13 protein-coding genes and 1 pseudogene are annotated in these 13,782 nt (G+C 46.4%); 9 read left to right on the plus strand and 5 right to left on the minus strand.

The genetic code is table 11. The features are described 5' to 3' along the window. Nucleotides 1–73: 73 nt before the first annotated feature. From LO777_RS18455 to LO777_RS18480, 6 genes are all read left to right on the plus strand, one after another. Nucleotides 74–1,087 carry an RnfABCDGE type electron transport complex subunit D gene (locus LO777_RS18455; protein ID WP_268907586.1) on the plus strand — a complete coding sequence of 338 codons (1,014 nt, stop codon included), beginning with the start codon at nt 74–76 and terminating at the stop codon, nt 1,085–1,087. Then, on the plus strand, nt 1,084–1,980 hold the full coding sequence (locus tag LO777_RS18460; RefSeq protein WP_228855296.1) for an FMN-binding protein: 897 nt from the start codon (nt 1,084–1,086) through the stop codon (nt 1,978–1,980). Before LO777_RS18455 ends, LO777_RS18460 begins: the two co-directional genes overlap by 4 nt. A gap of 248 nt (nt 1,981–2,228) precedes the next feature. Next, the gene (gene rsxE, locus LO777_RS18465; RefSeq protein ID WP_228855297.1) at nt 2,229–2,846 is read left to right on the plus strand and encodes an electron transport complex subunit RsxE; all 618 of its coding nucleotides are present in this window, start codon (nt 2,229–2,231) and stop codon (nt 2,844–2,846) included. Next, complete coding sequence (locus LO777_RS18470; protein WP_228855298.1) at nt 2,846–3,787, plus strand: electron transport complex protein RnfA; 942 nt, start codon at nt 2,846–2,848, stop codon at nt 3,785–3,787. The genes rsxE and LO777_RS18470 overlap by 1 nt, the downstream gene beginning before the upstream one ends. A gap of 50 nt (nt 3,788–3,837) precedes the next feature. Further along, nucleotides 3,838–4,713: an RnfABCDGE type electron transport complex subunit B gene (rnfB, locus tag LO777_RS18475; RefSeq protein WP_228855299.1), complete on the plus strand. Its 876-nt coding sequence runs from the start codon at nt 3,838–3,840 to the stop codon at nt 4,711–4,713. 119 nt (nt 4,714–4,832) lie between these two features. Then, complete coding sequence (locus LO777_RS18480; RefSeq protein ID WP_228855300.1) at nt 4,833–5,870, plus strand: FAD:protein FMN transferase; 1,038 nt, start codon at nt 4,833–4,835, stop codon at nt 5,868–5,870. Nucleotides 5,871–6,174: 304 nt separating this feature from the next. Here LO777_RS18480 and LO777_RS18485 read toward each other — a convergent pair whose 3' ends face one another. The 3 genes from LO777_RS18485 to LO777_RS18495 are packed head-to-tail and all read right to left on the minus strand — an operon-like array spanning nt 6,175 to nt 9,581. Next, a complete protein-coding gene (locus tag LO777_RS18485) occupies nt 6,175–7,536 on the minus strand; it encodes a sigma-54-dependent transcriptional regulator (RefSeq protein ID WP_228855301.1) in 1,362 nt (453 codons plus the stop codon). After that, the gene (locus LO777_RS18490) at nt 7,533–8,105 is read right to left on the minus strand and encodes an outer membrane protein assembly factor BamD (protein WP_228855302.1); all 573 of its coding nucleotides are present in this window, start codon (nt 8,103–8,105) and stop codon (nt 7,533–7,535) included. The genes LO777_RS18485 and LO777_RS18490 overlap by 4 nt, the downstream gene beginning before the upstream one ends. A gap of 33 nt (nt 8,106–8,138) precedes the next feature. After that, a complete protein-coding gene (locus LO777_RS18495) occupies nt 8,139–9,581 on the minus strand; it encodes a sensor histidine kinase (protein ID WP_228855303.1) in 1,443 nt (480 codons plus the stop codon). A 94-nt stretch (nt 9,582–9,675) separates the two neighbouring features. Between LO777_RS18495 and LO777_RS18500 the strand changes: the two genes are divergently transcribed. After that, entirely contained in the window at nt 9,676–9,939 is a 264-nt protein-coding gene (locus LO777_RS18500; protein ID WP_228855304.1) for a hypothetical protein, read from the plus strand. Between the two features lie 59 nt (nt 9,940–9,998). Next, entirely contained in the window at nt 9,999–10,313 is a 315-nt protein-coding gene (locus LO777_RS18505) for a hypothetical protein (RefSeq protein ID WP_228855305.1), read from the plus strand. Between the two features lie 149 nt (nt 10,314–10,462). Here the strand turns inward: LO777_RS18505 and LO777_RS18510 are convergent, their stop codons facing one another. Both LO777_RS18510 and LO777_RS18515 read right to left on the minus strand, forming a co-directional pair. Further along, nucleotides 10,463–11,161 carry an aspartate/glutamate racemase family protein gene (locus LO777_RS18510; RefSeq protein ID WP_228855306.1) on the minus strand — a complete coding sequence of 233 codons (699 nt, stop codon included), beginning with the start codon at nt 11,159–11,161 and terminating at the stop codon, nt 10,463–10,465. A 10-nt stretch (nt 11,162–11,171) separates the two neighbouring features. Further along, on the minus strand, nt 11,172–11,495 hold the full coding sequence (locus LO777_RS18515; protein WP_228855307.1) for a hypothetical protein: 324 nt from the start codon (nt 11,493–11,495) through the stop codon (nt 11,172–11,174). Nucleotides 11,496–12,094: 599 nt separating this feature from the next. Here LO777_RS18515 and LO777_RS18520 point away from each other — a divergent pair. Further along, nucleotides 12,095–13,779 (plus strand): annotated as a pseudogene (locus LO777_RS18520) (LytS/YhcK type 5TM receptor domain-containing protein). Nucleotides 13,780–13,782 lie beyond the last annotated feature (3 nt).

Here is a 13,782-nt window from a genome sequence, read left to right on the forward strand (position 1 = left end):
AATGCATTAAATTTGAGGTTGAAGGAGAATCGTCATCAAACAGCAAGCGTCAGAAGACCGGCCTGCTGCAATGATGGGGCTATGGAAGGTTTCAGTATCGCCCCATCTCAGGAGCAGTGAATCGGTAGAAAAAATTATGTGGACTGTTGTGGCCTGCCTTGTGCCGCCACTGATTCTGTCACTCTTTGTTTTCGGTATTCAAACGCTTTTCATAACGGCTGTCTCTGTTGTCAGTTGCGTCATTGTGGAAGTTGTAAGCCAGAAGGCGCTGGGAAGAAGGGTGACCATCAAGGATGGAAGCGCAGTGTTGACCGGAATGCTTCTCGCCTTCGTCATCCCACCCGGAGTTTCGCCGCTCCTGCCGATTCTGGCGGCAGTTTTTGCCATTTATATCGGCAAGCATCTTCTGGGTGGCATCGGCTATAACTTTTTTAATCCGGCACTGCTCGGACGTGCGTTTTTACTGGCCTCGTTCCCGGTCGCCATGACTTCTGCCTGGCTGCCTCCAATCCATGACATGGCTGTTTTTTCATACCTGGGGGTTCCAATTGATGCCGTTTCCACAGCAACACCGCTGGCGGTGATGAAAGAACATGGTATGGCAGCTTTTACCGAGGCATTTGGGTCTGGCTCGTCTCTTTATTCCAGTTTTTTCCTTGGATGGCGTCCAGGTTGTATCGGTGAAACTTCCGGATTTCTCCTGATGCTTGGTGGAGGTTATCTGCTCTATAAAAAGTATATAACGTATCATATTCCGGTTTCAATCCTGGGGACTATTGCCCTTCTGACCTGGATTTTCGGAGGAGAGACGTATTTCAGTGGAGACCCGTTGCTTGCCCTGGTGACCGGTGGTGCTATTCTCGGCTCAATTTATATGGCAACAGATTATGTGACTTCTCCCACCACGAAAACAGCCCAGGTGATTTTCGGAATATGTATCGGTGGTCTGACAGTTCTGATTCGTCAGAAAGGCGGTTATCCTGAGGGAATATGTTATGCTATTCTTCTGATGAACCCTTTGAGCACAGTACTGGACGGTTGGTTTAAACCGAAACGTTTTGCTCCACCCCAGGGAGGTGCAGAATGAAAGATATAATGACAATTGTCATGCGGCTGACTGTCTCCTGTCTCCTTGCCGCAACTGTTATCGGGCTGACTTTTATCTTCACCAGTAATGCCAAAAAGCACAATGAGCATGTCAAGGAACAGCAGGTGATGTATGAATTGCTCGGCTACAAGGCCGGCATGACTGTGCCCGCTTCTGTCTCCATGCATGAGTTATACCGCTATATTATTTCAGGGCAGGGAAAGCAGTCAATCGCCTATCTGGTTCCTGCAGGACATGACGGAGAAGGTGGTTTTTATTATGTGAATATTGATCTTGACGGGCGGGTCCTCGGTACAGAGAAGGTGGAACTGAGCGAAGCTGAAGCCCTTGAAGCAGAGACCAGAAACAGGGCTGTGGCAGGTACGGCTGGCACAGGTTTTGATGTGCGTTTTGCAGATCAGACTATTATCGTGACCGATAACGGCAAGAGAATAGCTTATCTGCTCAGTGGCAGGTTTCCGGGGTTTAAAACCTTTATCAGTGTCATGCTGGCTCTCGACCCTCGATTCGGCATGCTGGGCATGGAGATCCTCGAACATGAAGAAGACCCGGGTCTCGGTGCCGAAATCGAGCAAGATTACTTCAAGAATCAGTTTATGGGGAAACCCTTTGAAGTGCTGAAAAAAATAGGCGTAGTCAAGGAACCCCTGCCCGATGAATACCGGGCCGCCCTGGAAGGGAAGGTGGGGCAGGATGAGATTATGAAGATCCGCGAAAAGTATCAGGATAAGGATATATATGCCCTTACCGGTGCAACCATCTCTTCAAGATCTGTGAGCAATGGAGTCAAGGCTATCGTCCGGAAATTTGCCTACCGGGTGGGTATTCTGGATAAAGTGTTGAAGGAACAGCAGCTGGATGTGCCCTTTTAGCCCGTATTTTTCATGAACATTGTGTCAATTTTGAGAATAGGTGTAGATTACAAATAATGAGCCAACTATCAGTAATCGAACAAATTTACACAATGTTCACCCAAGGTCAGCCCAGGCGACGCCATCTTCTGCAATATTTCAACAGTAAATATAGGTCACTATTATTTACTATTGAAAACTTCGAAGCTGACGCCGCCTGAACTGATGAGAAATGTGGGTTAGAGCAAAAGATTAGAGAGGAAAACGACGTGGCAAACGATAAATCAAGTATGCAGCTTGTTGCAAATGGTATTCTCAGTGAGAATCCTATTTTTCGGCTGGCACTGTCCATGTGTCCTGCCGTGGGAATCTCAACCACTGTAATGAACGGGATAATGCTGGGGATTGCTGTACTCTTTGTGCAGGTTTTTTCCAGTGTGACCATCTCACTCTTTAAAAACGTAATTCATCCGAGAATCAGGATTCCCACCTATACCCTGACCATCGCCACCTGGGTGACGGTCATTGATCTGGTACTGGCGGCAACCCTGCCGGAAGCGTATGCCAAAATGGGTATTTTTGTAAAACTGATTGTGGCTTTTGCCATTATTACCATGCGCCTTGAGATGTTTGCCTGCAAAGAGAGTGTCTCGGATTCGTTCTGGGATGGTCTCGGCATGGGGGTCGGTTTTATGGTGGGCATGGTTGTGATCGGTTTTGTGAGAGAACTGCTCGGGTCCGGTGCTATTCTCGGTTATGATGTACTTGGTTTTAAACCGTTGCTCTTTTTCATCCTTCCCAGTGCCGGTTTTTTCGTGGTCGGCTTGATGATGGCCTTTTTTAACTGGATTGAAATCTATTACAAACGATCAAAAGGGTTAAAATAATGATTTCAGTAAAAAAACATTTTTTTATATTGGCCACCCTGGTTTTCATGCTCATGCCGATGCTGGCCCGGAGTGCCGATTTTATAGCCGGGCAGAGTTTTGGGGATGACAACGAGATAACCGTCTCTTTTTCAGTGCCGGTTGATAAGGCAATTCTGGAGGATACATCCAGGTACACCGTATTTGAAGAGCCGGACCCTGATATCAGATTGACGGTGGAATCGGCAACGCCGGGTCCGGATGGCAAGTCGGTTTCCCTTTACTTTCAGGAACCCCTGAATATGGTTAAGACTCATGTTGTCACTATTTCCGGTATTCCAGGGAAAGATGTGGTAAGTTTCAAGGTGAGCAAATCCTATTTCGGTTACCTTTTTTCCATCCTTATTTCAGCACTGCTCATCAACAATTTTGTGTTCACCAAATATCTTGGTCTCTGTGTGTTTTTCGGAACATCAAAACGGAAGAGTACAGCCAAGGGAATGGGTGTCGTTTTTACCCTGGTGATGGTAGCTTCTGCAGTCATGAGCTGGTTTTTCTACCAGTTTATCCTGGTACCGTTTAATTTGAATTTTCTGCAGATTCTCGTTTTTATCGGCCTTGTTTCCCTGACCGTTCAGGCGGTCGATACTATTCTCAGAAAGGTTAATCCTATTCTGTTCAACTCCTTTGGAGTGTACCTGGTTCTTGTTATTGCCAACTGCGTTATTATTGCCGTACCTCTTATTCTGGCCAATAACAATTATAATATTCTGGAAACACTTATGCTGTCCCTGGGAGCGGGGGGTGGTTTTCTGCTGGCACTCTATTTAATGAGTTCAGTCAGTGAGCGTATGCAGCTTGCCAATATACCGCCAACTTTCAAAGGATTGCCTATTGCCTTTATTGTGGCTGGACAGTTTGCCATGGCATTCTTAGGTTTTTCCGGACTGCAGATATTTTGATCCGTCCTCCGGACGGGTAATTATTGGACTTAAAGTGAGAAAATTTGATTATGGATCCGGCATTAATTAAAATAGCGTTAGGCGGTCTGGTTCTGCTTGGTTGTATCGGGCTCTTTTTTGGCATAGGGCTGGCCATTGCCGCACATAAATTTGCGGTGGAAGTTAATCCGCTCATCGAAGAGGTCGTTGAATCCCTGCCGCTCGCCCAGTGTGGTGGTTGCGGTTATCCCGGTTGTGAGGGCTATGCCATTGCAGTGGTCAATGACCCCGACGTTCCTCCTAATCTCTGTTTCCCTGGAAAAGAAAAAGTCGCCCAGCGGGTGGCGGAACTGACCGGCAAAAAACTGGTGGCGGTTGAAGATCAGATTGCCGTAGTTCGCTGTTCCAGGATTGAGGGACGTGTCAGTCACAAACATGAATACTATGGTTTTGCCTCGTGTACTGCGGCAAATCTTTCTTTCGGTGGCCCGTCAGCGTGTAATTATGCCTGCATTGGTCTTGGAGAATGTGCTGAAGCATGTCCATTTGATGCCATTGAAATGGTGGAAAATTTTCCGGTGGTGAATCCTGACAAATGTGTTAGTTGTGGTGTCTGTGTCAAGACCTGTCCGAAAAACATTATTGAACTGCAGACCCTGAAGGCGCGGGTTTTTGTTCCCTGTTCAACCAGGGATCTCGGGAAAAATGTAAAACAGGTTTGTCAGGTGGGCTGCATTGGGTGTAAGATGTGTGTGAAGGCTTGTCCGGCTGATGCGGTAACTTATGTGGACAGTCTTATCACGATTGACCATAAGGCATGTATAGAATATGGGGAGTCATGTGAAACTGCCTGTGTTACCAAATGCCCCCGTGATATTTTCAGGCATTATGAAGGGCCTCAGGCAATTTCCAGAAATATGGACGATGGTCTGAAAATGGCGGGCTGAAGGAAAAGGTCCTGTGCCAGGGAAAACACAAAACAACCAAAACGCAAAGCAATGAAAATCCCCACTGCGCCAATCTTTTCTGCAGTTGATTTTCGCATACTTTAAGAGTGGAAACTGATATGAAAAAGACAGAGACTCAAATTGATCAGAAAAGAAGATCGTTTTTGAAACTTTCCGGCCTTCTCGGCCTCGGGGCCGCATCCGCTGCTTTACTGCCGGCTGAGAGTGCGGAAGCGTTTCTTTTCAATAAAAAAGAGTACAAGGTGACTAAAACCCGTCTTGCCATGGGTACTTTTGTTGCCATGACAGCCATTCACCCCTCAAGGGATGAGGCTGAACATGCGATTGGTTTAGCTTTTGAGGAAATTGACCGGCTGAACAGCCTCCTGACGAAATTTGATGCAGATTCTCCAATAGGCCAGCTGAACAGAGTCGGCAAGCTGGAAGGCGCGCCGGAGGAGGTTCTTGAGTTGGTTGCCCGTTCACTCTATTTTCATCGGGAGACCGGAGGCGCATTTGATATCACTGTCAATCCGTTGATTGACCTGTATAAGAAGGATTTTGCCGAAGGCAAGATTCCGGACAGCACTCAGATAGAAGCGGCGCTGAAACTGGTGGGAACTGAAAAACTGAGGTTCCACTCCGGTACTATTGAGTTTACCGACAGCGATATGTCCATTACCCTCGATGGGATTGCCAAGGGCTATATTGTAGACAGAGCATCGGATGTGCTGCGGAAAAATGGAATAGGCAACCATCTGATCAATGCCGGAGGAGATATCCGCACAAGTGGTACTGCCGCAAAGGGCCGTCCCTGGACTGTCGCTGTGCAGGACCCCAATAAAACAAAAGAGTATCCCGATATTATCACCATGAAAGACGGTGCAATCGCGACCTCCGGTAACTATGAAATATATTATGACAGGGAAAAGCTCTTCCACCACATAATTGACAGTCGCACGGGGCTGTCTCCACAGCTCTCAACAAGTGTTACCGTGATGGCACCAACTGTAATGGACGCTGATGCGCTGTCAACTTCGGTTTTTGTTCTGGAACCGAAGGCCGGTGTCCATTTTATCAACGGTCAGCCTCACTGTGAGTGTTTTGTTATTACCAGGGATGGTACGGTTTCCCACTCTTCAGGATGGCAGGCATAACGTAACAGGTCACAGGGTACCGAATCTTTCCACGATCAGCCCGGCTTACGTATGACCAATACGCTGCGCCGGGCTGCTTGCGAAAATCTCCGGCACCCTGTAACCTGTTACAAATACAATGATTGATACAACGAGGTTGCATGCCCTGTGATCAGTTACGGCATAACCGGTATGGGAAAAGCTGGAAAAGGTGTTGCTGTAAACTGAAAAATCCTGGTAAAAAGTTAAAAAGATTATGTATGAATCTCCAGCAGGCTTTTGGCCCATTGGGGATTTTTTTTTGCCGAGAATACGGTGCCCCTGATCACTTACGTTGGTTTTTGAATTTTGAGGCATCAATATTGTATTTTTTTGACTTGTATTGAATTGCCCTGCGGCTGATACCCAGGAGTTCGGCAGCATCTTTTTTGACTCCTCCCGTCTGTTTCAGGGCCCGGATAATGGCTTCTTTCTCGCTTTGCTTTATGGAAAACGCTGATCCGTGCTGGCTGTTTTTATCTCCATCCTTTTCAGAAATGATTTCAAGTTGGAAGTCTTCAGGTGTTATTGTATTGTTTTTACAAAGAATAATGGCTGTTTCCAGGGAGTTTCTCAGTTCCCTTACATTGCCTTTCCAGGGGAGCCCGGTAAGCCATGAAAGGGTTGAATCGGGTAGCTCAATATCCTGCAGGTTATTGCTCCGTACAGAGTTGTCGAGAAAGTGATATACCAGCTCCGGAATATCTTCACGTCTGTCACGAAGGGGAGGTATCTGAATCGTCACTACCTTCAGGCGATAGTAGAGGTCACTTCTGAATTCTCCCTGCTCTATGGCTTCCTGAAGGTCGGCATTGGTTGCGGCAATAACCCGGCAGTCAATCTCTTTTTCCTTGATGGCACCAACCTGACGGATTTTTCTCTCTTCCAGGAACCGCAGAAGGCGGCTCTGCATTTCGGCGGAAATATTGCCAATCTCATCGAGAAACAGACTCCCCCCGTGTGCCGCCTCGATGAGTCCCTTTTTGTCCTGAATAGCATGGGTAAAAGAACCTTTGAGATGACCGAACAGTTCACTTTCGAGAATGCCGGGAGGAGTTGAACCGCAGTCGACAACCATGTAGGGCTTATCTTTTCGGGGGCTGAGGGTATGGAGCAGTTTTGCAATACATTCCTTACCGACCCCACTTTCCCCGAGGATCAGAACATTTGCATTACTGGAGGCCACTTTTTCCACCAGTTCCTTGAGTTCTGCCATAACTTTGCTCCTCCCCCAGACAAAATCAAGGCTTTCATCATTATTGCTTTCCCGTGCGGCCGGGGAAATAGAGAGGATGGTGTTGATTTTTTTGACAAGCTCCTTACCGTCAAACGGTTTGGCGATATAATCAATTGCTCCGGCCCTGACGGCCTTGACCGCATCGGGAATGGTTCCGTAGGCCGTTAGAAATATTATAGGCAGTTGAGGATGCAGTCTGCTGGTTTCGGTAAGAAGATCCATTCCGCTCATTTCCGGCATTTTCATGTCCGATACGAGGATATCAATTTTCTGTTTTTCGAGAAGATTGAGGGCGGAAAAGCCATTGGTAGCCTGAAAAACAATAAAGCCTGACGCGGTGAGTCGTGCGTCAAGTACTTCGAGAATATTAGTATCGTCATCAACTATAAGGACGTGCTTGAGGTCATTCATAACGGTTTTCTCTTTTCCTGAAACGTTTGGTCAATTTTTTCCAGTTCTTCAATCTGATTCTGGAGTTTTTTCACAATGGTGGCCATTTGGGAAATTTTCTTTTTCTGACTCCTGATAAGTATATTTTTATTTTTATCATGGAGGGCCTGGATAGTGTTTTTCTTCCGGATAAGTTCACCCTGCTGTTTCAATGCAAGAATCAGCATATGGTAGTTTTCAACGAACGCTTCTCCTCCCTTCAGGGCATCCCATTTCTGCAGGTTGCCAATGGCTTTAAGCAGTTCTGTATCATTTGTGGCCTGAATCAATTGACTGCAGGCAAGGCCATACAGGGCAATCTGGTATTCCTGGGCGGTCGAAGCAGTGGCAAGTAATTTTTCATATTCATCTTGAGCATCTTTGAAGTTTCCGTTTAGAAAGAGGATCTCCGCTTTGGTGACGGTCTGTTTTTTGTCTTTTTGTACAAGATTTGTGATCGGCAGTGTATGACAACCGCCAAGGAGTTGAATTATGAAGAGAACAAGGAAGAGCCTGGATAACTGTACTGTTCGTCCGGGGGAAAACTTCATTGATTGTAACCTCCTGAAAGTACAATAATAAATTTAAGATTTCCGCTTTAAGGGCAGTGTAAAAGTAAAGGTGCATCCCGCTTTATCGTTATTTTTAACGCTGAGGGTTCCACCGTAGTCAGCAACGATTTTTCTCGAGATGGAGAGCCCGAGACCTACTCCGTCCTGATGGTTTCTGACGTTTGCCGTTCTGTAATACCTGGTGAAAATAAGAGACATTTCTTCTTCAGGAATACCGGGGCCATTGTCTGAGACATCAAAATGAATCATTTTTTTCACGCGTTTGACTGTAACCGTGACCGCGCTGTTTTCAGGGGAATATTTGATTGCATTGCCGATAATATTGACAAATACCTGCTGTAGTTCTTCCCTGACTCCATACAGGGGAGGTATCTCCACGGCTGCCTGAATGGAGAGGTTGATTTTCTTTTTTTCCGCCAGAGAAGCAAAAGAATAAAACCCACTGTGGATGAGTTTTCTGCAGTCGAGCAGGGTAAAATTTTTGGTGGTCGGATCGGCCTCCAGCACGGAAACATTGAGCAGATGATTCAGCAACCGTTTTATTCTTTCGATTTCAATGCTGGCGATTTTTAAAAATTTGAGCTGCTTGGGATTCATCGGGCCAAAAACTTCCTCGATAATCATATTGACCGATTCATGGATTGAAGACAGTGGGGTTCGTATTTCATGGCTGAGGCTTGCGATAAATTCGTTACGGATATTTTCCTCCTCATAGAGCTGGCGGCTCATATCATTATATGCGTCGGCAAGTTCCTGAAACTCATTTCCCCCCTTGAGGGAAATAGGTTTGTAGACTTTGTCAAAGGAGAGTCGTTTGAGCTCCTCCGTCAATGTTTTCAGGGGAGTGAAGATAGATCTCGAAATAAAGAAAAGACCGAGAACACCTACTATTATTGAAACGCAGAAACCATAAAGCCCATTTCTGGCACTTTTTCTGCTCTGTTCATTCAGATCGAGAAGGGCCAGGTCAATTTCTCTCTGGTTCTGTCTTTTTATCCGGGTTATCCGATCAATCCACCTGGTGACAACCTGGTCGGATACGAATTTCAGACCTGGGGGTGGCTTGGATTTCTGGTCCCATAATCCACTTTTATGCCGAAAATAGCTGTAAATAAAGTCTTCCCAGATTCTCCCGGTTTTGGTTCCAGGAGCCTGAAGTGCCATTGCCTGCTGGAGGGCTGATTCAAAGTTGGCCTTTGCCTCTTCAAAAAATTGGGAGTATTTTTCTTTTTTCAGCAGTTTCAGTTTCTTGTGGTTAGCCTCCATGTCCAGCAGGCTTGAAAGAAGTATTTCAGTCAGCTGGTCAATTCTGTTATTCTTTTCAACTATATTTTCAGTGGTTTGCACCATATGCTGGACGTTGAAAAGAAGCAGGTACACCGTTCCGGAAAAGATAAGAAAAAACAGAAAGAAAATGAGTGACAATTTCTGGGTAATTCCATATCTGGATCTCATAAACTCACCGTGTCTGTATTCTGCCGGAAGCATTCTGCACTTCGACTCATCTTCATCAGAAGAATAGATCAATCTGCAGATTGTAGCAAAGGGTATGCCACATGTCATTCATTCTAATCATGGAAGAGAAATTTTAAAACTACCGTATCTGTTGAAAAGAGTTCTTTTACCGGGATCTGAAATATTTCCGTTGAAAAAACCAGGCAGGAAAAAGTGCAATAATTGCACTTTTCCCTGGGAAATGAGCAGAAAACAGTCAGGGATTAAAAGAGGAAAAATGATAACCATTTGTGGATTAACGCAAAAAAAAGCTGGCATGGCAATTGCAATAATTTTAATGACTTCAACTTTGAGTTGAGTCGTTTTACCGGCAGAGTATCTGATTGTTCTCTGTTGTCCGCATCGGGGGGAGTAAAGATGATCAAGAAAATTACAGTTGCCAGTCTCTTGTCATTGTTGCTTGTCTTGCATTCCGCCATAGCCCAGAAGGTTGTGCCGACGGCATATCCGGAAATGGGAAGGTCTCTCAGCCAGATAATCATCCATGAAAGAAGTATGTTTTCCGGACTGGTTCTGAAGACCGATGAAGGGATAGCAATTACGACCAACAGGGGAACGTTTCTTCTCAGGGGAGCAGACCTGGAGGAACTGGTGGGGAAAAACGTTCTGGTTACGGGGGTAATGAGGGGAGGAGCGATTTTTGCTGTGAAAATTGACGTCGTTCAATTGTAGGACCGGAGCCGGGCAGAGACCAGTTGAAGTTTTTCTCTCTCCTCTTCAGCTGGTCTCTGCGTGGTGTTATCCCAAGGTCAGTCCAGTCGGCGCCATCTTCTGCAGAAAACTTTGAAGCTGACGCCGCCTGAACTGATGAGAAATGCGGGTTATTTCCCGTTGAGAGCAAACTCGATACCCCTTTCCACATGGATGCGTGTTGTGTCATAGAACGGCAGGCTCAGGTCTTCTGGGCTGATGAGCATACCGATTTCGGTACAACCGGCAATAACCCCTTCCGCTCCCCGGTGCTGCATGCCACCTATAATTTCCTGATATCGAACCTTTGATTCTTCCACAATCTTACCACGACAGAGTTCTTCAAATATGATCCTGTGGATTTCTTTTCTCTCAGTTTCCGAGGGAATTATGATATCCAGTCCAAATGTACTGGCGAGTCTTCCCCTGTAAAAATCCTCTTCCATGGTGAATTGTGTGCCCAGAAGGCCGATTGTCTGGAGATGATCCTTTTGAATCGCTCTGGCAGTGGCGTCGGCAATATGTAATAACGGGATCGAAATGGCTTCTTGAATGGCTGGTGCAACCTTATGCATGGTATTCGTACATACAAGGAGACATTCGGCGCCTCCCTGTTCTACTCTCCTTCCCGCTTGCGCCAGAAGAGTGGCTATCTGTCGCCATTTTTCTTTTCGCATCAATTGTTCAACGGGTTCGAAATTCACACTTTCCATGACAATTTCCGCAGAATGGAGGCCACCCAGTCTCTGGTTAATACCCTCGTTGAGCAGTGCGTAATAGTGGGTAGTGCTTTCCCAGCTCATACCTCCGAGCAATCCAATGGTTTTCATGTGGGGAGCCTCATTTTCGGACTGTTTTCAGTATTTCGGACAATTCAGTTCTGCCTGATTTTTCCATCAGTTCCTGAAGAGACAGAAGGACTTCACGGGCCACTGCAGTCTTGGGACGGGGAGAGAGAAGCTGGATCTCCAGAGTCTTTATATCGAAAACAATCTCCTCCAGCAGTGTGTATTCCACGTTGTTCTGTGCCGTGGCAAGTCTGATTTCAACAAGCAGATCGGCAATGCCTTTTTTTTCAGATTCTTCAAGAACCGGTCCGTCTCCCAAAGAAAGGCCGGTGTTTTCAGGGATATTGACTGTTTTGGTGATGCCAAGCTCCTCCAACCCCGGTTGGTGATGGCAATACCGCCGGAAAGGGTCTTGAGCTCGGCCAGTCCCTGGATCATTATCTCTTCGGCGGTGGCACCGGCGTCTGCCTTGTCCAGACCAATGGCCCTGCCCACGTCATACATGGACACCTGTTGTTCCATGTTTCCGCCGGTCTGATTGTACAGTTCCTTTAAAAAGGGCATTATCATTGAAATCGTCCTTGTTTTGAAGAAATGGTTGAACCCGTATTTCTCATGACCAACAGGCTACATAATTTCCTGCCGGGAACTTGGGACCTGATACCGCCTGAACTGATGGGAAATCCGGGTGAGTTGTCTTTTCAGATATTACCATGGATGAACAGGAGTAGAAAGCCGGGAGGGATAAATCGGGGGAAGATGACTGGCAGATCAGGCAGAAAAACCGGTTAATGAAGTATATTGCCGCTTGAGTCGAAAAAAACACCGCCTGGCAGAAAAAACATTGCAAAGCTTCTGAAAACCGGTTCACTGAAAAGAAAGATCTCTTTTTATAATCTGATTCCCCATGAAACTCAGCCAGATTGAAGATGTGCCTGCTTTACCAGGCTGGCCAACAGTCAAAAATCACTGAAAATGTCCCTTCTTTCCCTCGATCCCCAACCGATTTTCAGACTGTTGCAGCAAATGTCTGTTTTTCTCGTGGTTGCCTATCTTTTTATAAAATCACCCATTTTCAAATCCATCAGCTGGGAAACCCTGCATGCCAGACAGAAGATCTATCTTTACTTTGTTTTCAGCCTGTTTTCCATTCTCGGTACATATTTCGGACTGCCGGTACAGGATGCGATTTCCAACACGAGGGCCATCGGTGCAGTTTTAGCCGGGTTGATCGGCGGGCCTCTCCTGGGGAGCATGGTCGGTGTAACAGCAGGGCTGCATCGGTATACCCTTGGCGGGTTTACTGCATTTTCCTGCGGTATTTCAACAACGGTTGAGGGCCTGCTTGGCGGATTGGTTCATCTTTATCTCGTGAAAAAGCATCGCCCCCATATGATTTTTAATCCCTGGGTTGCCCTTTGTACAACTTTCCTGGCAGAGATACTGCAGATGATCATTATCATCATACTGGCCAAGCCCCATACCGAGGCCCTTGCCCTGGTACGGGTTATTGCCCTGCCGATGGTTCTGGCCAACAGTGCAGGAGCTGCCCTTTTCACCTCTATCATACGGGATCAGAAGAATACATATGATCGGTTCAGTGTTATTTTCTCTGCCAAGGCATTGAAGGTGGCTGAAAGAACCCTGGCGATCCTGGTCAAAGGTTTTAATGAGGATACGGCTCTGCGTGTTGCCAGAGTAATCCATGAAGAAACCGGAGTGGGCGCTGTTGCCATTACTGACAGAGAGATGGTGCTGGCTTTTGTGGGGGAGGGACATGATCATCATAAATCAGGGCAGCCCATCACCTCTTCCCTGACAAAAAGGGCCATTCGGGAAAACAGGATTATTTACGCAGACGGTGTTAATGAACACTGGGTCTGTTCAGTGTCGAGGAGCTGTCCACTCGGTTCTGCCCTTTCCGTACCTCTTCGTGTCGATAATGAGCTGATCGGTACGGTGAATCTTTTTGAACCCAAGAACAAGATTTTTCTTAACCTGAACAGGACACTCGGTATTGGTATCACTAATCTATTATCCGATCAGATACTCAGAGCGCGCTATGATGAGCAGAAAAACCTGCTGGTTCAATCAGAGTTGAAACTGGTTCAGGCCCAGATCAATCCGCATTTTCTTTTTAATGCGCTCAACACCATCATTGCTGTCACCCGGAAAGATACGGACAGGGCCAGGGACCTGCTCCTTCATCTCTCTAATTTTTTCAGGAAGAACTTGAAACGGGGGGAGATATCGCCACCCTGGAGGAAGAGCTGAATCATGTCAATTCCTATCTCAAAATTGAAAAGGCGCGGTTCGAGGACCATTTTCAGCTGGAAATGGATATTGACAGCGAACTGCTCCCGGTAAAACTGCCGATTTTCACCCTGCAGCCGATTATTGAAAATGCAATAAAACATGGTATTTCTCATATGTTACGGCAGGGAAAAATCAGGGTCAGTGCCGGCAGAAATGATAACGGGATTACCATCATGGTAGAAGATAATGCAGGAAAGTTCACGAACCCGAGTGACCGGAAAGGACTGGGATTGAACATCGTCGATAAACGGATAAAAAATCTCTATGGTGACAGATATGGCGTGGAAATATCATGTGTGCCGGATAAACAGACTCTTGTTTCGATTCTGTTACCGGCAAAGTAGAGG

The sequence above is a fragment of the Desulfomarina profundi genome (assembly GCF_019703855.1).
Taxonomy (GTDB): domain Bacteria; phylum Desulfobacterota; class Desulfobulbia; order Desulfobulbales; family Desulfocapsaceae; genus Desulfomarina; species Desulfomarina profundi.

What these genes read in the sequence shown, in the direction of transcription:
- LO777_RS18455 (WP_268907586.1), top strand. Translation starts at nt 74, where the DNA reads ATGGGGCTATGGAAGGTTTCAGTATCGCCCCATCTCAGGAGCAGTGAA.
- LO777_RS18460 (WP_228855296.1), top strand. Translation starts at nt 1,084, where the DNA reads ATGAAAGATATAATGACAATTGTCATGCGGCTGACTGTCTCCTGTCTC.
- LO777_RS18470 (WP_228855298.1), top strand. Translation starts at nt 2,846, where the DNA reads ATGATTTCAGTAAAAAAACATTTTTTTATATTGGCCACCCTGGTTTTC.
- rnfB (WP_228855299.1), top strand. Translation starts at nt 3,838, where the DNA reads ATGGATCCGGCATTAATTAAAATAGCGTTAGGCGGTCTGGTTCTGCTT.
- LO777_RS18480 (WP_228855300.1), top strand. Translation starts at nt 4,833, where the DNA reads ATGAAAAAGACAGAGACTCAAATTGATCAGAAAAGAAGATCGTTTTTG.
- LO777_RS18485 (WP_228855301.1), bottom strand. Translation starts at nt 7,536, where the DNA reads ATGAATGACCTCAAGCACGTCCTTATAGTTGATGACGATACTAATATT.
- LO777_RS18490 (WP_228855302.1), bottom strand. Translation starts at nt 8,105, where the DNA reads ATGAAGTTTTCCCCCGGACGAACAGTACAGTTATCCAGGCTCTTCCTT.
- LO777_RS18495 (WP_228855303.1), bottom strand. Translation starts at nt 9,581, where the DNA reads ATGAGATCCAGATATGGAATTACCCAGAAATTGTCACTCATTTTCTTT.
- LO777_RS18500 (WP_228855304.1), top strand. Translation starts at nt 9,676, where the DNA reads ATGCCACATGTCATTCATTCTAATCATGGAAGAGAAATTTTAAAACTA.
- LO777_RS18505 (WP_228855305.1), top strand. Translation starts at nt 9,999, where the DNA reads ATGATCAAGAAAATTACAGTTGCCAGTCTCTTGTCATTGTTGCTTGTC.
- LO777_RS18510 (WP_228855306.1), bottom strand. Translation starts at nt 11,161, where the DNA reads ATGAAAACCATTGGATTGCTCGGAGGTATGAGCTGGGAAAGCACTACC.